General features: G+C 55.4%; 16 protein-coding genes. 6 read left to right on the plus strand and 10 right to left on the minus strand.

Translation table 11 applies throughout. The features are described from left to right. The first annotated feature begins 27 nt into the window (after positions 1 to 27). The 3 genes from IM314_RS01780 to IM314_RS01790 all read left to right on the plus strand — a co-directional run bounded on the left by IM314_RS01780 (position 28) and on the right by IM314_RS01790 (position 3,390). A complete protein-coding gene (locus IM314_RS01780; protein WP_028013158.1) occupies positions 28 to 768 on the plus strand; it encodes a response regulator in 741 nt (246 codons plus the stop codon). Then, positions 765 to 2,063 (plus strand): ATP-binding protein, encoded by a 1,299-nt coding sequence (locus IM314_RS01785; protein ID WP_193358240.1) that lies wholly within the window; start codon positions 765 to 767, stop codon positions 2,061 to 2,063. The genes IM314_RS01780 and IM314_RS01785 overlap by 4 nt, the downstream gene beginning before the upstream one ends. Positions 2,064 to 2,199: 136 nt before the next feature. After that, positions 2,200 to 3,390 carry a cytochrome c biogenesis protein/redoxin gene (locus IM314_RS01790; RefSeq protein ID WP_045630424.1) on the plus strand — a complete coding sequence of 397 codons (1,191 nt, stop codon included), beginning with the start codon at positions 2,200 to 2,202 and terminating at the stop codon, positions 3,388 to 3,390. Between the two features lie 6 nt (positions 3,391 to 3,396). Here IM314_RS01790 and tam read toward each other — a convergent pair whose 3' ends face one another. Continuing rightward, positions 3,397 to 4,155, minus strand: a complete 759-nt coding sequence (gene tam, locus IM314_RS01795) for a trans-aconitate 2-methyltransferase (RefSeq protein ID WP_045260523.1) — start codon at positions 4,153 to 4,155, stop codon at positions 3,397 to 3,399. Positions 4,156 to 4,238: 83 nt separating this feature from the next. Beyond that, positions 4,239 to 4,823 carry an NUDIX domain-containing protein gene (locus tag IM314_RS01800; protein WP_028013162.1) on the minus strand — a complete coding sequence of 195 codons (585 nt, stop codon included), beginning with the start codon at positions 4,821 to 4,823 and terminating at the stop codon, positions 4,239 to 4,241. Positions 4,824 to 4,909: 86 nt separating this feature from the next. Here IM314_RS01800 and IM314_RS01805 point away from each other — a divergent pair, with 86 nt between their 5' ends. Beyond that, on the plus strand, positions 4,910 to 5,665 hold the full coding sequence (locus tag IM314_RS01805; protein WP_193358239.1) for a DeoR/GlpR family DNA-binding transcription regulator: 756 nt from the start codon (positions 4,910 to 4,912) through the stop codon (positions 5,663 to 5,665). Between the two features lie 57 nt (positions 5,666 to 5,722). Here the strand turns inward: IM314_RS01805 and IM314_RS01810 are convergent, their stop codons facing one another. From IM314_RS01810 to IM314_RS01840, 7 genes are all read right to left on the minus strand, one after another. Beyond that, complete coding sequence (locus IM314_RS01810) at positions 5,723 to 6,094, minus strand: VOC family protein (protein WP_028013164.1); 372 nt, start codon at positions 6,092 to 6,094, stop codon at positions 5,723 to 5,725. Between the two features lie 99 nt (positions 6,095 to 6,193). Beyond that, on the minus strand, positions 6,194 to 6,637 hold the full coding sequence (locus IM314_RS01815; RefSeq protein WP_041909963.1) for a PACE efflux transporter: 444 nt from the start codon (positions 6,635 to 6,637) through the stop codon (positions 6,194 to 6,196). Positions 6,638 to 6,940: 303 nt separating this feature from the next. Then, positions 6,941 to 8,245 carry a type II toxin-antitoxin system HipA family toxin YjjJ gene (gene yjjJ / locus IM314_RS01820; protein WP_193358238.1) on the minus strand — a complete coding sequence of 435 codons (1,305 nt, stop codon included), beginning with the start codon at positions 8,243 to 8,245 and terminating at the stop codon, positions 6,941 to 6,943. Between the two features lie 44 nt (positions 8,246 to 8,289). Beyond that, complete coding sequence (gene silA / locus IM314_RS01825; RefSeq protein ID WP_193358358.1) at positions 8,290 to 11,466, minus strand: Cu(+)/Ag(+) efflux RND transporter permease subunit SilA; 3,177 nt, start codon at positions 11,464 to 11,466, stop codon at positions 8,290 to 8,292. A gap of 10 nt (positions 11,467 to 11,476) precedes the next feature. Further along, entirely contained in the window at positions 11,477 to 12,727 is a 1,251-nt protein-coding gene (locus IM314_RS01830; RefSeq protein ID WP_193358237.1) for an efflux RND transporter periplasmic adaptor subunit, read from the minus strand. Between the two features lie 11 nt (positions 12,728 to 12,738). Beyond that, positions 12,739 to 13,080 carry a cation efflux system protein CusF gene (cusF, locus tag IM314_RS01835; RefSeq protein ID WP_153655866.1) on the minus strand — a complete coding sequence of 114 codons (342 nt, stop codon included), beginning with the start codon at positions 13,078 to 13,080 and terminating at the stop codon, positions 12,739 to 12,741. 24 nt (positions 13,081 to 13,104) lie between these two features. Further along, on the minus strand, positions 13,105 to 14,490 hold the full coding sequence (locus IM314_RS01840; RefSeq protein WP_193358236.1) for an efflux transporter outer membrane subunit: 1,386 nt from the start codon (positions 14,488 to 14,490) through the stop codon (positions 13,105 to 13,107). A gap of 162 nt (positions 14,491 to 14,652) precedes the next feature. Here IM314_RS01840 and IM314_RS01845 point away from each other — a divergent pair, with 162 nt between their 5' ends. Then, positions 14,653 to 15,336, plus strand: coding sequence for a copper/silver response regulator transcription factor (locus IM314_RS01845; RefSeq protein WP_045910575.1), 684 nt, complete (start codon positions 14,653 to 14,655; stop codon positions 15,334 to 15,336). Further along, positions 15,326 to 16,780, plus strand: a complete 1,455-nt coding sequence (locus tag IM314_RS01850) for a Cu(+)/Ag(+) sensor histidine kinase (RefSeq protein ID WP_193358235.1) — start codon at positions 15,326 to 15,328, stop codon at positions 16,778 to 16,780. Before IM314_RS01845 ends, IM314_RS01850 begins: the two co-directional genes overlap by 11 nt. A 3-nt stretch (positions 16,781 to 16,783) precedes the next feature. Here the strand turns inward: IM314_RS01850 and IM314_RS01855 are convergent, their stop codons facing one another. Continuing rightward, on the minus strand, positions 16,784 to 17,689 hold the full coding sequence (locus IM314_RS01855; protein WP_193358234.1) for a LysR family transcriptional regulator: 906 nt from the start codon (positions 17,687 to 17,689) through the stop codon (positions 16,784 to 16,786). Positions 17,690 to 17,700: the final 11 nt, after the last annotated feature.

Consider the following 17,700-nt stretch of genomic DNA (forward strand, 5'->3'; position numbering starts at 1 on the left):
ACGTTACCCTTCGGTCTGGAGATTTCGGTGGAGCATATTGATCATATCCTTGTCGTCGATGACGACAGGGATATTCGTGAACTGATTATCGACTATCTCGTTAAGTCCGGTTATCGCGCCTCTGGCGCGGCAAACGGCAAAGAGATGCGCGTCGTGCTGGACAAGCAGCATATCGACCTGGTGGTGCTGGACGTTATGATGCCCGGCGACGACGGGCTTACGCTGTGTCGGCAATTACGCGTCGGGAAATATAAAGATCTGCCCATCCTGATGCTGACGGCGCGCAACGAGGAGACGGACAGGATCCTGGGTCTGGAGATGGGAGCCGACGATTACGTCGTAAAGCCTTTCGTCGCGCGAGAATTACTGGCGCGTATCAAAGCGATTTTACGCCGTTTTCGCACGATGCCGCCCAATTTACAGGTGACGGAAGCAGGGCGGCTGGTGACGTTCGGCGAATGGCAGCTCGATACCGTTGCCCGCCACCTGATCGACCCGGAAGGGGTGATTGTGGCGCTCAGCGGGGCGGAGTATCGCCTGCTACGCGTTTTCCTTGACCACCCGCAGCGGGTGTTGACCCGCGATCAGCTGCTCAACCTGACGCAGGGGCGTGACGCCGAGCTGTTTGAACGCTCAATCGACCTGCTGGTTAGCCGGGTTCGCCAGCGTCTGAATGAAGATGCTCGCACGCCCGCGTATATCAAAACCGTGCGCAGCGAGGGATATGTGTTTACCATGCCGGTCACCATCAAAGAGGCTAACGAATGACGCTCTGGCCTCGCTCGCTGCTGGCCCGCTTGCTGATCGTCGTGCTGCCCGGCCTGTTGCTCGCCAATGCCCTGAGCCTGACGCTGGTCATGATAGAGCGAATGCACAGCGCCCGAACGGTGATGCTCGGTAATCTGGAATACGATGTCGCGACCAGCGTGGCTATTTTAGACCGCTTACCCGCCAGCGAGCGCGCGGCCTGGCTGCCGCGCCTTGAACGGGGTAACTATCGCTATATTCTGGGGCCGGGAGAGCCCGGGAACGCGCCGACGGACAAGCGTTCCCGGGACGCCATCCGAACCTTAAAAGCGACGCTTGCGGAACAGTACCCGCTCAGCTTCACCGCCGTTCCCGGCGCCATTTCACATATCCAGGCGCATCTCACGCTACATGATGGCGCGCCGCTGACCATTGACCTGATCCCACGGATGCCGCCGGTCGCCAGCTGGCTGCCCGTTGTTCTTATTTTGCAGCTGCTCGTACTGGCTGCCTGCTCCTGGATTGCCGTACGCCAGGTGATACGGCCTTTTTCACAGTTTACCCGCGCGGTAGACTCCCTGGACCCGGCTGCCAATTCGCCAATGACGGAAAAGGGGCCAGTCGAGGTGCAGCGGGCAGCACATGCCTTCAACGCGATGCAGGCGCGCATTCAGTCCTATCTCAGGGAGCGGGCGCAGATCCTGGCATCCATATCGCACGATCTCCAGACGCCCATTACCCGCATGAAGCTTCGTGTTGAAATGGCGGATCAGCCTGACCTGCGCGACAAGCTCTTAAACGACCTTGATAACATGTCGCGTCTGGTGCGGGAGGGTATTGCGTATGCCCGGTCATCAGAATCACTGGAAGAGACCTCGCTGAAGCTGGAGCTGAACGCCTGGATAAACAGCATCGCCTGCGATTATCAGGACATCGGTAAAAACGTGCAGTTTCAGGCAGACGAAAACCGTTTGCCCATCGTCACGCGTCCACAGGCGCTGCGCCGGGTGATGACCAACCTGCTGGATAACGCCCTGAAATTTGGCGACTACGCCACCATTAGCATTGATGACTCGGCTGCCGGAGAGGTGGTGATTCACATCATGGACGGCGGGCCGGGGATACCGGATGCCGAGCTGGAGGCGGTATTACAGCCGTTTTATCGGGTAGAAACATCACGCAACCGCGACACCGGCGGGACAGGGCTCGGCCTGGCGATCGCAGCGCAGCTCACCGCTCAGCTGGACGGAAAGCTAAAGCTGGCGAACCGCGCAGAGGGCGGGCTGGACGTTTCGATTACTCTCCCGCGCCTTTAATTGTACGGTTCTGTATCTCCCCGCGTGGCCGATACAGAGCCAGACAAAAACCCACGCTTTTACACATATCCTGAACACATCCGCACGATGAAATAGCCTCACTGCAGCGTCGCAGGACTTGTATTGTGAGGTATCTATGTTTCTGATAATTGCTTTCCTGGGCGGGATGATAAGCCTGCTCAGTCCATGTACGCTCCCGGTAATTCCTCTCCTGTTCGCCGGTTTTCAGGGGCAGCGGCGACATATTCTGGCGCTGCTCGCGGGGATGATCGTCATGTTCACCCTGGTGGCGATGGTCGTCACCGTCGCCAGCGAGTGGATAGCAGAGGCAACTATCGTCGGGCGCTGGATCGCGCTTATCGTCCTGGCCACGGCCGCGCTGGCCTTAATTTTTCCGGCCTTTGCCCAGCGTATCGCCGGGCCGGCAGTCAGCGCGGGAAATGTCCTCAACACCCGAAGCGGGCAAACGCGTGGTATGGCATCGGCTTTTCTGGCCGGGCTTGCCGTCGGGCTGCTCTGGTCTCCCTGCGCGGGACCGATTCTGGGCGCCATTTTCAGCATCAATATTGCCGGACACTCGGCCATTGCCACAGGAGCCTTGCTGGCCGCCTATGGTAGCGGCTGCGCGCTGATGCTGGGCCTGCTCGTTTTCGGAGGCCGCACGCTGATGGCGCCGCTGAGAGCAAGATCGGCGCTGATGGAAAAAATACGTCAGGGGGCAGGCGTGGTGATGTTAGCGGCCGTTGTCTTTAACGCAACGGGGATGACGTCTTTTCTGCAAGGCGCAAAAGGCGTCGCGGATCGTCTTGAAACCGCGCTGCTGAATCTGGCAAAGCCCGCCGCGCAACCAGCGAAGCTTCAACCGGTCGTCATGACCGAGCCCAGCAGCCAGCTGCCTTCATTAAGCGGTGGAACAGGGTGGGTAAATGGTGACCCTGTCACGTCTGAATCACTGCGCGGGAAGGTGGTTCTGATCGATTTCTGGACCTGGGACTGCATTAACTGCCAGCATACGCTTCCGCACGTACGCGATTGGGCAACAAAATACCAGTCTCAGGGCCTGGTCGTCATAGGGGTACACACGCCTGAATACCCCTGGGAGAAACCGATCGCCTCGGTGAAAAACGCGGTAAATAAATGGCAACTGCCGTACCGGGTTGTGACGGACAACAACTATCAGATCTGGAACGCTTTCGGCAACCAGTACTGGCCCGCGCACTACTATTTCGATGCTAAAGGTCAGCTACGTTATACCTCGTTTGGCGAAGGGAATTATGAGCAGCAGGAAAAGGTTATCCAGCAGCTGCTCAAAGAGGCCCGTTCATAGCGCCGTTCAGGGCTGACGCTGGGCAACCATAAACAGTCGAGGAAAAGCCAGCAGTATCTGCCCGTTTTCCTGGAGCGGATACTGCTCTTCCAGCAGTTCATGGTAGCGTTTCAGGAAACGTTGCTGCTCGCTCTCGTTCAGTTCCTGGAGCCACGGGCGCAAACCGGTCGCGCTGACCCAGTCAATAATGGCCTGGTGCGAACTCATTTTATGGAAATAGGTTGTCCGCCAGATATCCACATCGCAGCCGGCCTCCGATAAAATATCGTAATAGGCATGCACGCCAGGCAGCGGCTCGCGGCCACGGTCCGGGTAGCCTTGCTCCAGCGCCACTTCACGCATCGCCACATGCGTGGGTTCAAGCCAGTTGTCCGGCATCTGGATCGCCAGCACGCCATTGAGCGCGAGCAGTGACGCCAGATGCGGCAGGAGATCGTAATGGTCAGGTATCCACTGTAGGGATGCGTTCGCATAGATGAGGTTCAACGGCTGGCCTGGCCTGAACTGGCGGATATCGGCCTCAACGAACTGACAGTCGGGCAGTGCGCTGCGCGCCTCTTCCAGCATAGCCGGTGAGTTATCGACGCCGACAATCTGCGCTTTTGGCCAGCGATGCTGCAACAGCGCGGTGCTGTTTCCCGGCCCGCAGCCCAAATCGGCGATGGTGGCAACGTCACTCAGGGGAATTCTGGCAAGCAGCTCGGCGGCAGGGCGCGTTCGTTCAGCGCCGTATTGCAGATAAAGCGAAGGGTTCCAGTCGGCCATCTTTAGATCTCCGTTTTGCGTGTTTCAGCAAGGATAGCACAGGCCGACACCTGCACCGGGACAGGCGTCGGGCGAGCGGCAGGTTACAGAATGCCTTTCAGTGCAATATGGTAGAGCAGCATGATGGTTTTTCCGTCGACGATTTTGCCCGTATCAATTCCCCGCAAGGCCTCTTCAAAGGGCATTTCCAGCACGTCGATATCTTCTCCCTCCGCTTTGATACCGCCGCCTGCGCTGGTTTTGTCCTTCGGCTGATACTCGGCAAGATAGAAATAGAGTTTCTCCGTGACGGAGCCTGGGCTCATGTAGGCTTCAAAGATTTTCTGCACGCTCGACACGTTAAACCCGGTCTCTTCTTCCGCCTCTGCTTTAATGCGGCTTTCCGGATCCATGTTATCAAGCAGGCCGGCCGCTGCCTCAATCAGATTGTCTTCATGGCCATTTATGAAGACCGGGAAGCGGAACTGGCGGGTCAGAATCACCGTTTTTTGGTCACGGTTGTAGAGCAGGATCGTGGCGCCGTTCCCCCGGTCATAAACTTCACGCGTTTGCCGCTGCCATTCGCCATCGCGTCTTTGCAGGTCAAAGGTATATTTTTTAAGTAAGTACCAGTTATCGGACAGCGTTTCACTGTCAATGATGCGCACATCTGCACGTTTTGATTGCACGTTTCGTCCTCCTTACGTAGAGTAACTATCAATATCAGCATTATCGTGCATTTTCAAGATTAAACATGCAACATCAGGAATACATCATGCTCACCAGTCAGCGAAAACAGTTGATCCTTGAAAAACTCGGCGCCGAAGGACAGGTCCAGTCAAAAGCACTTAGCGTTCTCTTCGACGTCTCTGAAGACACCATCCGACGCGATTTGCGCGAGCTGGCGGCAGAAGGGCGTTTACAGCGGGTTCACGGCGGCGCGCTGCCGTCGTCTTCCGCTACTGTGCCTTTCGCGGAACGACAGTCCGTTAAAATGGATGCCAAAAGAAAGGTGGCGCAGAAGGGAGCACAGCTGATTTCTTCGGGCCAGGTGGTGATCGTTGACGGTGGAACGACCACTTCAGAATTGATCGCTCTTTTACCGCATGACCTGCGTATTACCGTGGTGACGCACAGTCCGAGCATTGCCCTGGGGCTTGTTAATCATCCTTTTATTGAGGTGATTCTGATCGGCGGCCGTTTGTATAAACACTCGATTGTCGCCGTCGGCGCGGCGGCCATCGAAGGAATCGAAAACATTCATGCGGATCTGTTCTTTATGGGCGTGACCGGTATCCATCCGGAAGCAGGGCTGACGACCGGAGATTTCGAAGAGGCGTGCATCAAACGTGCATTTTCCGGCAGAGCCGCCGAGACGGTTGTCCTGGCGTCGCCGGAAAAAATAAATACGGCGTCATCATTTGTTATTGGCGATGTGGCGCTGGCGAATACGATTGTCGTCGAAGGCGATACCGACCGCGGCTGGGTCAATGCGGTATCGGAAAAAGGGGTATCGGTCGTATTGGCCTGAGCGTGAGCCAGCCAGAAAACTGGCTGGCGCGGGTACTCGCAAGCGAGTGAAATTAAGTTATCTTTCTTCGGGGGCATGGCATACCGCTTCGATATTATGACCATCAGGGGCAATGACAAATGCGGCATAGTAATTTTTACCGTAGGAGCGCAATCCCGGTGCGCCATTGTCGCGTCCGCCTGCGCGCAGCGCGGCATGGTAAAAGTCATCAACCTGCTGGCGTGTCGTGGCCACAAAGGCCAGATGAAGCGGAGCGGGTTTATCATTCGACTGAAAAAGGCAAAGAGAAACATCGCCGGAACTCATTTCGACGCCATAGTCAGGAGAACCTTCATCAACGAGTTCGACACCGAGCGGTTGAAGCGACATGAGGAAGAAGGTTTTACTTTTCTCATAATCGCTGACGCCGAATTTTACATGATCAAACATTATGGACTCCTCAAAAGTGATGGTGAAATGAGAAGTATAGAAAGAGAGTGGAGTCCAATACGATCAAGGGGTTGTGAATGTGACCGATATCAATACTCGCTACAAAGCAGACCGTTTACTCCCTACGAATGTCCAACGCAGATAATCATAGAGCCAGTTAAAAAGCATCGTGTATGGCAGGAAAAACAGTACAAGGCCAATCTCAACAAAAAATGCCTCCGCGATCGTCAAATTCAGCATGAACATGGCCACAGGGATTAAGGAGATGATAAGGCCCGTTTCAAACCCAACTGCATGGATGGCGCGAACGAGAAACGTTCGTTGGAACTGATGTTTTTTCTGCAGGGCGTCAAAGAGCTTATTGAAGACAAAATTCCAGACCGTTGCGGTAAGTGCAGATATCACCGACAACGAACCCGACTGGAGTACCGAAACGTTCATCAGCCACGCAAGAGACAGCGCGATGATAACGTTGGCCGTCACTTCAAAAATGACAGCGTGGAAAATCCTTTCTTTGAAGCTTTTATTGAGTTCGATTTCCATAAGTCTACAGCAGCGGTGGTCAAAGCCAGGAGTATATCAAACGTCTTTTAACATTGGATAAACGTAGAAGTTGGGATTTCACAAGCTATCAATGAACCGGGGTAATCACGACCGTAGAAAGGCAGATTTTGACTGGCATTACGTTGGTGCGCATAATGTATATTATGTTAAATTGACTTCATTGGTCTATTCTCCATAGTGCTCTCATGCAGCAACAGAAATCAGGACGTTGGTGTCCTCCCTTCTCGACAAATTATGCACACACACCGCACTAAGGATGAACCGCGTAAAAAACCTCGCTCATTATCCAAGACGCGACGCCTTCAATCTCGCCTCGTCCAGATGGCTGCGCAATGCGGCAAGACATGGCGCAAAATTGGCAGAAAAGCGGCCGCAACTGCTGGCCAGCGTATAAAAGCGCTCGGCCAGCGCCAGTGCTTCATGCCAGGTTTCTCCCGCGATCGCGTCAATAAGCGTAGCCGGACGCAGCGTATTCACCAGTGCGCCTCCTGATTTCGGGGCAAATCCCATGGGCAGCATGTCATAGGCAGGAGCAAGATCGTAAGGCCGTCCATGGGAACTGATAAACGACAGATTACCGTGGTGCATGTCGGTATTGCCGATCAGCATACCAAACGCCCAAAGCCTTGACGTGCTGGCGACCGCATCCTGGTGAACACAGCCCTGCTTTGCTAGCTCATTCACCAGTACCGGCCAGGATTCTCTTGCTCTGCCGACAAACTCCGCCTCGAGCGCACGTAAAGAAAAGAGTCCCTTACGACCAAGTGGTCCCGTACGGTCGAACCGCGGGATCTCAAGGAAGCGCTGTCCGCCAAAATCAAACACCTCGGTTTCGACGCCAAGCACGCTTAACGCAAGATGTTCTGCCAACAAAAGGTCTCGCCAGCGTTCGCTTACAGGGTTATCGTCCGGTGCCGTGAATTTCACAATGACGTGGCCACGTTCTGTATAAGTACAGAACTTCGGCTGCTCACCCCCAGCAGAGGAGCCCGGTACTTCGCCCGCGCTCACGGCCTGCGCCAGCGACGGGTATGCGGTTGCGCGGTCCACCGCAACAGGCGACGGCATCTCTACAAAATGATTCCTCGCCTGTTCTCCGATTAACAGGTTCCCCACCGCATCGTGTCCATGAGCAAGCAAAGCCCTGATAACGTCAGTATCACTCCAGTTTTCTGGATTTGGCGGCAGGCCCAGCTCGGATGAAAATCGCGAGGCGTACGCGCGGCCAAGATATCCCTGAGGCCGCATGTCAAACAACCACCACGGCAACCCATCGCTATGGAGGCACACATTGTCCGTTTGCGCCATTACAAAACCGTCTGGATAAACCGGAATGAGTTTACCCAGCGATTTAACCTGACCCTCTTCCGTGATGCGGTAGACAGGAGCCGAACTGAATCCTCGATGTGTATCCCGCAGCACATAGTGAATAGATGGACCGGAGCCAATGCGAACAACCTCATCGCCAAGCGCTTTAATCGATCGTGAAACGGTAGGCTGACTAATACCCATAATATCAGTCAATTGCCTTACCGATACCGGGCCTTGTCTCAGCAATTGTCGTAGTGTTTCGGATCGATTTATCATGAAATTGAATAGCTTTTTGAATAGATTATTGAATAGCTAGTTTATCAGGTATTGACTCCCCTGTCATCTTCACCAACGGTTGTCTTAGATTTATGCCTGCGCAACCAAATTAACTTATATGCCGCAGGAATAATAAACAGCGATAGCAGCGGCGCCGTAATCATTCCGCCAATCATGGGTGCCGCTATCCGGCTCATAACTTCCGACCCTGCCCCCGTCCCCCAGAGTATCGGCAACAGGCCAGCAATAATCACCGCCACGGTCATCGCCTTTGGCCGCACGCGCAGCACGGCGCCATGATAAAGCGCGTCATCAAGCCCCTTTTCGGTGAACGTGCCCCGATGGAACAATGTCGGATTCGCCTCAATGGCATGACGCAAATACATCAGCATGACGACCCCGAACTCAGCCGCCACACCGGCCAGGGCGATAAAGCCGGTGCCGGTCGCGACCGACATATGGAAGCCCTGCCAGTAGAGGAACCATATCCCGCCGACCAGCGCGAACGGCAGGCTCATCAGGATCAGCAACGCTTCGTCCACGCGACGGAACGCCAGATAGAGCAGAATGAAAATGATCATCACCGTCATCGGCACCATCAGCTTCAGTTTCTTGTTAGCGTGCTCAAGCAGTTCAAACTGTCCGGAAAATGACACGCTGGTACCCGGTCTCAGCTTTACGTTCTGACTGATAGCCATTTTAATGTCGTTCACCACCGACACCATATCCCTGCCCCGCGCATCGATGTAAATCCAGCTGGCAGGCCGCGCATTCTCCGTTTTCAACATGGTCGGGCCATAAACGACCTTAATATCAGCCACATCCCCCAGCGTGATCTGCTGCTTCATCGGTGTCAGAATCGGCATCTGCCTCAACGCGTTCGGACTGTTCCGGTAGTCCTGAGGATAACGAATATTAATTGGGTAGCGGGCCACGCCTTCCACCGTTTCCCCCACCGTCGCGCCGCCGATGGCCGAGGAGACGAACAACTGCACGTCGCCCACCGTCATCCCGTAGCGGGAGGCTTTTTCCCGGTTGATATCGACATCAATGTAGCGCCCGCCCTCCAGACGTTCAGCCAGGGCAGACACCACGCCCGGCACCGTTTTGGCGACTGCCTCTATGCGCTGCGCCGTGGCGTCAATATCCGACAGAACGGTACCTGACACTTTGATACCGATGGGGCTTTTGATCCCGGTCGAAAGCATATCGATGCGGTTGCGGATGGGCGGAACCCAGAGATTCGCCAGGCCAGGCAAACGAACGGTCTTATCGAGCTCGTCAACGATCTTGTCAATCGTCATGCCGGGTCGCCACTGATCCTCAGGTTTAAGCTGAATGGTGGTTTCGACCATTTCGAGCGGCGCGGAATCCGTGGCCGTTTCGGCTTTACCGGTTTTACCGAACACCGACGCTACCTCAGGCACGGTTTTGATGAGTTTGTCCGTGGTCTGCAGGAGCGCCGCCGCTTCTGCCGGAGACACGCCTGGCAATGTCGAGGGCATATACAGCAGATCGCCTTCGTTGATCTTCGGTAAAAACTCGCCACCCACCTGGCTCAGGGGCAAGATCACCGTGAAGATGGATAATGCCGCAACCAGCAGGGTTGTTTTAGGCCAGTGGAGCACCCTAATCAGAAGCGGATGATAGGCGTTAATCAACAGTCTGTTCAGCGGGTTACGGGTCTCGGCGGGAATTTTACCCCGGATCCAGAATCCCATCAGAATGGGGATCACGATGATGGCCAACGCGGCCGCCCCCGCCATGGCGTACGTTTTCGTGAAGGCCAGTGGACCAAACAGCCGCCCTTCCTGACCCTCAAGGGTAAAGATGGGAATGAACGACAAGGTGATGATCAGCAGACTGATAAACAGGGCTGGCCCCACTTCAACTGAGGCACTGGTGATCACCTTCCAGCGGGTGGCGTTGTCAATCTGTTCTCCCGGATGCTGGTGATCCCACTCTTCCAGCCGTTTATGCGCGTTTTCAATCATCACGATGGCAGCATCCACCATCGCCCCGACGGCAATCGCAATTCCACCCAGCGACATGATATTGGCGTTCAGCCCCTGGAAATGCATGACGATAAAGGCAATACACAGGCCAAGCGGCAGAGAGATAATCGCCACCAGCGCTGAGCGAATGTGCCAGAGGAACAGCGCGCAGACGATGGCCACCACAATAAACTCTTCGAGAAGCTTGCCGCTCAGGTTATCAATGGCCCGGTCGATGAGCTGGCTGCGATCGTAGGTGGTCACAATCTCAACGCCTTCCGGCAGGCTGGCCTTCAGCGTCTCCAGCTTATCTTTCACCGCCGTGATGACCTCGCGCGCGTTTTTACCCGAACGCAGGATCACCACGCCGCCCGCCACTTCACCCTGCCCGTTCAGCTCGGCAATGCCGCGGCGCATTTCCGGCCCTGTTTGTACGCGGGCAACGTCACGCAGATAGATTGGTACGCCGTTCTCGCCGGTTTTCAGGACGATGTGATTGAAATCATCGATGGTCTGCAGATAGCCGCTGGCACGAACCATATACTCCGCTTCCGCGATTTCTACGGACGATCCCCCTGCTTCCTGATTAGATGACTCAAGGGCCTGCTTAACCTCCGGCAGGCTGACGCCATACTGTGCCAGCTTTAACGGATCAACCTGAATCTGATACTGCTTCACCACGCCGCCGACGGAGGCCACTTCGGCAACGTTCGGGATCGTTTTCAGCTCAAACTTCAGGAACCAGTCCTGCAATGAGCGCAGCTCGGCGAGATCGTGTTTTCCGCTGCGATCCACCAGCGCATATTCAAATATCCAGCCCACGCCGGTGGCATCCGGGCCGATCTCGGAACTCACGCCAGCAGGGAGTTTGCCCTGAACCTGGTTCAGGTACTCCAGCACGCGCGAACGGGCCCAGTACAAATCGGTGCCGTCTTCGAAAATAACGTACACATACGAATCACCAAACTGCGAAAAGCCGCGCACGGTCTTAGCGCCGGGAACTGACAGCATGGTGGTGGTGAGTGGATAGGTGACCTGGTTTTCAACAATCTGTGGGGCCTGGCCGGGATAGCTGGTTTTGATAATCACCTGAACGTCAGACAGATCGGGCAAGGCATCGACCGGCGTATTGATGATGGTCCATGTCCCCCAGACGCTGAGAAACAGCGCCCCCATCATAACCAGGAAACGATTAGCCACTGACCGCCGGATAATCCATTCAATCATCATCGTCTCCTTAATGGCCAGAATGGGCGTCGTCAGGGGTTTCAGCGTGGCGCATGCGCTCCAGCGCACCGGTAATATTGGCCTCCGAGTCAATCAGGAACAGACCGCTGACGACGACTGACTCCCCCTCTTCCAGCCCGCTACCAATGCCGGACTGCTGCTGAGATTCATGCAGAACGTGGATCCTTTTCGGTACAAAATTCCCGTTAGCGTCAACGGTAATAACGCGCTGCTCTTTGCCGGTATCGATAACGGCCTGAGACGGAATCAGCAGCATTTCCTGACTTTGGGTATTCAGCTTCAGGTAGGCATTCATGCCCGGTTTCAGCAGCTCATCCTTGTTGGAGACCTGCAGGCGCACCTGCAGCGTACGGGTGGTTTGATCCACGCTCGGCAGAAGACTCCACTTTTCAACCGGGAAGGATTTATCCGGCCAGGCCGGTACCGAAACAGCAAACTGCGAGGTATCTTTCAGCAGATACGCAATCGATTCTGGGACCGCCACGCCGATCCAGACCGGATCCATCCCCTGAATTTGCGCCACGACCTTATCTTTCGAGATATTCATCCCGGTGCGCAGGTCAAAGGCCGTGATCACCCCGTCGATGGGCGCCCTGATGGTAAACCGGGTCTGGATAGTGCGGGTCGCACGCAGCCGCTGAATATCCTCATCCGGCATACCCGCCAGCCTAAGCCGTTCCAGAACCCCTTTAATCTGCGTGGGCGTTCCACCGGTGCCGGAGAGCAGCAGGAACTCGCTCTGCGCTTCGACCCAGTCCGGAATGGTAATATCAATCAGCGGGGTGCCTTTCTTCACCTTATCGCCGATCGTCAGCGGGTAGACTTTCTCAACGAAGCCTTCCGCGCGCGCCTGCACAATGACAAACTGATAGTCGTTATAGCTGACGTTGGCCGGGATCGTCTGGGCATAATTCAGCATTCCGCGCGTCACTTTTTGCGTTTTTAATCCTAAATTCTGGACCTGCGTCGGATCGATACGGATACCGCCACCGCTTTTATCGTCATTTTCGTCCGCATATTTCGGGACCAGATCCATATCCATAAACGGTGATTTACCGGGCTTGTCGAATTTCACGTCAGGCTTCATCGGGTCATACCAGAAAAGCACCTTTCTTTCTGGTGCGCTATTTTCCGTTTTTTCAGATGAATAAAGTGTCTGCCATGCCGTCACGGATATCAGCCCTCCCGCAATAAGGCTGCTGACTATCATGGCAGCGTATTTTATTTTTAATGAGGCCATGCCGTTTCTCGCTATTTAATGCTCTTCAGTAAAGAGATATTGCCCTGCTGAACAAATGAAAAATCAACGTGACTGCCGACTTTTAAGGCGTTGATGCTCTCATCGGCCTGAATAAAGGTGAAGCGCATGGTCATTGCGGGCCAGCCAATCGCCGGGATGGCCTCATGAGAAATCGTAACTTTTTTATTCGTGAGATCAATATCCTTCACGATACCGGTCCCGGTAATAACCTGCTCTGCGGCCCCTTCACGGGCGGCGCTCATCGCCTCGTGCTGATGAACCTCAGCCTGAAGTCCGGCAGAAAACGTCACGGCGATCGCACCGAATACCACGGCTTTAAGTGAATTACGCATTTTTAGTTTCCTCTTTAAGTACAGTTATTCGACCCAACCGCCGCCCAGGGCGGTGAAGAGCGTTATTTCATTAACCTGTCGGGCATAAATAAGGTCGAGAAGGGTCTGGCGGGTGGAGAAAAGAGAACGTTCCGCGTCCAGCACGTTGATATAACTGATCGCACCACTGACATATAATCCTCTGGCACGCTGGAGCGTAATCTGGAGCGAATCAAGATAACGACGCAGAGCGTCAATTTGCTGGTTAATGCTGTCCCGCAGCGCGAGCGCATCGGCGACCTGTTTGAAGGCGGCCTGTATTTTTTGTTCGTAATTCACGACCGACTGCTGCTGACGAATTTCAGCCAGCTTCAGGTTGGCCTTATTCCTGCCCGCATTAAAAATGGGAATATCGATTTTAGGGATAAAATTCCACATCCCACTGCCCGCGGTGAACAGGCTTGATAATTCCGTGCTGCCTGTGGAAAGCCCGCTGGTCAGGGAAATTGACGGGAAAAAGGCGGCACGCGCGGCGCCAATATTCGCATCGGCCGCTTTAAGCTGGTATTCCGCCTCCATAATATCCGGGCGCTGTAACAGTATCGCTGAGGAAAGATGGGGAGGCAGTTTTACCGGCGCAATATCGCTGGCGTTCATGCCGCTGTCGCCCGGCAGCGCACGGTACATCCCGAGAAGCAACTGCAGGGCATGATTGGCCTGCGCCAGCTCCCCCTCACGTTTGGCAATCTCTGCCTGCGTGCTTTCGATCTGTCCCCGGGCCTGCTCCAGCGCGAGTACGTTAGTGCTGCCCGTTACCAGCTGTTGCTCAACGAACGCATAAGACTGCCGGTAATTTTCCAGCGTTTCCCGCGCGATACGCAGCTGTTTATACGCCAGCTGCTGGTTGAAATAGCTCTGCGACACGTTAGAGACGAGCAGGATATACACGGCGCGACGGCCCTCTTCCTGGGCATAATAGTTCTGCCGATCAGCCTCACTCATGTTCTTCAGCTTGCCGAAAAAGTCGAGTTCGTAACTGAGCGCAAGACCCGCGTCGTACTGTTGAGAAGTCGGTTTGTCACTTTTCAGTCCCCCGCTGTACGTGATACCCGCGGATCCATTCAGCTGCGGATAACGGTCCGCCTCCGTCACGTTGAACTGCGCCCGCGCCTCTTCAACCTTCAGGATGGCCATTTTTATATCGCGATTATTGTTCAGGGCTTCCCTAATCAACCCGGCTACCTGCGGGTCGACAAAAAAGGTGCGCCAGCCGGTGTCCTGATACCCCGCCACCGCGGGCGTCAGGCCGTTACGCGAAATCGAAAACTGCTGGGGGACCGGTAACGCCGGGCGCTGATAGTCGGGAGCCAGCGAGACGCAGCCTGTCAGGATAAATACCGTAGTGATGCTAAGTCGTTTTATCAGGAACATAACGGTTCAAATGAAGTCCAGAGTATTTTTAGGGCTACTCTACTGAACGCTTCCTGTTTGACGGGTGACGGGATAATGACAATGTTGTCATTTTTAACGTAAGTCATTGTGAACGGTGGCGGGCGCCATAGAATGTCATCAGCAGCCAGTCAGGGGAGCAAGATGAAAATACTGATCGTTGAAGATGAAATGAAAACCGGTGAGTACCTCAGCAAGGGACTCACTGAAGCGGGGTTTGTCGTGGACCACGCTGATAATGGCCTGAACGGTTACCATCTCGCCATGACCGCTGAATACGATCTGCTGATTCTCGACATCATGCTGCCCGATGTAAACGGCTGGGATATTGTCCGCATGCTCCGCTCTGCCGGCAAAGGGATGCCCATACTGCTTCTGACGGCTCTCGGTACGATTGAACACCGGGTTAAAGGGCTTGAGCTGGGCGCAGATGATTATCTGATTAAGCCGTTCGCCTTTGCCGAGCTGCTCGCCCGGGTAAGGACGCTGTTAAGACGCGGAAATACGGTGATCGCAGAAAGCCAGCTTCAGGTAGCAGACCTGACGGTTGACCTCGTGTCGAGAAAAGTCAGCCGGGCCGGTAGTCGGATTGTGCTCACCAGCAAGGAGTTCAGCCTGCTGGAGTTTTTCATGCGCCATCAGGGGGAAGTGCTGCCCCGCTCCCTGATTGCTTCCCAGGTATGGGACATGAACTTTGACAGCGACACGAACGCGATTGACGTGGCGGTAAAGCGGCTGCGCGCAAAGATCGATAATGACTTTGAACCGAAGCTGATCCAGACGGTGCGCGGCGTGGGCTATATGCTGGAGGTACCGGATGCGCGTTAAGCCCCTCCGACGCCCGTTCTCTCTTGCGCTGCGGCTGACCTTTTTTATCAGCCTCTCCACCATACTGGCCTGCTTCGCCTTTACCTGGTTCATGCTGCACTCCGTTGAGAAGCACTTTGCAGAGCAGGATATCAGCGACCTTCAGCAGATCAGCACCGCGATGCACCGCATTCTGCACTCACCGGCAGATCCCGACCAAAAGAAAATCAGTAAGATCAAAGAGTCGATCGCCAGCTACCGCAACGTGGCCGTCCTGCTTCTGGATCCGCAGGGCAATACCCTGTTCAGCTCGGCGCAAGGCGCGGCATTGCGCCCGGCGATGAACACAGCGAACTTTAGCGAACACCGTCAGGCACAGGATGTGTTTCTCTGGACGGTAGAAGACCCGGCCAACCCCATGCATGCCGGGTCTGACATGAAAATGGAAACGTACCGGATTATCGCCTCTTCGGGCACGGCGACGCTGCAGGGCAAAACCCAGGACTACGTCATGCTGATCGGGCTCTCCATTAATTTTCATCTCCACTATCTTGAGGCGCTGAAAAAAAACCTTCTGGCGATTGCAGCGGTTATCAGCCTGCTGATTATTCTTGTCATCCGCATCGCGGTGCGTCAGGGACATTTGCCCCTGCGTAACGTCAGCAACGCCATTAAAAACATCACCTCCGAAAACCTGGATGCACGACTGGAGCCGTCCCGCGTCCCCGTTGAGCTGGAACAGCTGGTCATCTCCTTCAACCAGATGATCGAGAAGATTGAAGATGTTTTTACCCGTCAGGCTAACTTTTCCGCCGATATCGCGCACGAAATCAGAACCCCCATCACCAATCTGGTGACGCAAACCGAAATCGCGCTGAGTCAGAACCGTTCTCCGAAGGAGCTGGAGGATGTGTTGTACTCCAGCCTGGAAGAGTACAACCGGATGACCCGCATGGTCAGCGACATGCTGTTCCTGGCACAGGCCGATAATAATCAGCTCATCCCGGATCGGGTGATGTTTGATTTAAGCGCCGAGGTCATGAAGGTGTTTGATTTCTTCGAGGCCTGGGCGGAAGAACGCCACATCACGCTGACATTCAACGGGATGCCCTGCCTGATAGAAGGCGATCCGCAGATGTTCAGAAGAGCCATCAATAATCTGTTATCTAACGCCCTGCGCTATACGCCAGCGGGCAAAACGGTGACGGTCTCACTGCGAAAACAGGATAATGACGTTGAGCTGGTGACAGAAAACCCCGGTACGCCGATCCCGCAGGCGCATTTGCCGAAGCTGTTTGACCGTTTTTATCGCGTCGATCCGTCCAGGCAGCGTAAAGGCGAAGGCAGCGGCATTGGGCTTGCCATCGTGAAGTCCATCGTCACGGCACACCACGGAAAAGTCCGCGTGGAATCGGATGCGGTGTCGACGCGCTTCATCCTCACCGTGCCGGGGAAAGTGCTCTGAGCGTCAGCAAACAGCGCGGCACACTTCAAGGACCTTTTCCCTGAGCCAGCGATGCGCCGGGTCCCGTTCCATGCGCGGATGCCACATCTGGGATACCGTAATAGTGCGGGTCTTAAAGGGCAGTTCAAAAGCGTGCACGCGCTCGGTCATCGCCTGATTGAGCAGGTATAACGCTGGCACCATGGCAATCAGATCGGAGGCCAGCGCCACGGATAACGCCGTCGGAAAGCCGGGCACCACGCTGGCGATCTTGCGTTTCATCCCCCGTTCTGCCAGCGCGTCATCGACAGCCCCATGTAACGATCCGTTCGGAGAGGCCACCACATGGCCCCAGGCGACATAGTCACTCAGGCTGACCTCCGGCTGCTCTGACAGGGGATGCCCCTTGCGCACCGCGCCAACAAACCGATCCTGAAAGAGCCTTTGCAGCCGTATTTCAGGCCCCATGTTGCCCTGCACGCCGATCTCCAGATCGACAAGTCCCTCACGCAAGTAGCGCGACGTTTTTTCCGGTTTTGGTGAGAAGCGGATGCACACCCCAGGCGCAACGCTCGCCACCGCTGCAATCAGCAGAGGCCCAAACGCCACTACAAAACCGTCGTTGGCCCGGATGGTGAACAGCCGCTCAAGATTTTCCACCTTCAGCGTGTCGGTGGAGGGCTGCAGCACCGCCCTCGCCTCATGCACGGCGCTTCTGGCCCGATCCCGGGTGGCTTCGGCCCAGGGCGTCAGCACCATCTGCCGACCGGCCCGCACCAGGATAGGATCGCCAGTCACCTCCCGCAGCCTGCTCAGGGTGCGGCTCATGGCGGAGGTGCTCAGGTTTAAGCGCCGCGCCGCGCCAGCCACGCTGGCTTCGGCCAGCAGAACGTCGAGCGCAACCAGAAGGTTAAAGTCAGGATCGGACACGATGGCTCCTC

The organism is Enterobacter cloacae complex sp. P42RS, assembly GCF_014930595.1.
Classification (GTDB): domain Bacteria; phylum Pseudomonadota; class Gammaproteobacteria; order Enterobacterales; family Enterobacteriaceae; genus Enterobacter; species Enterobacter bugandensis.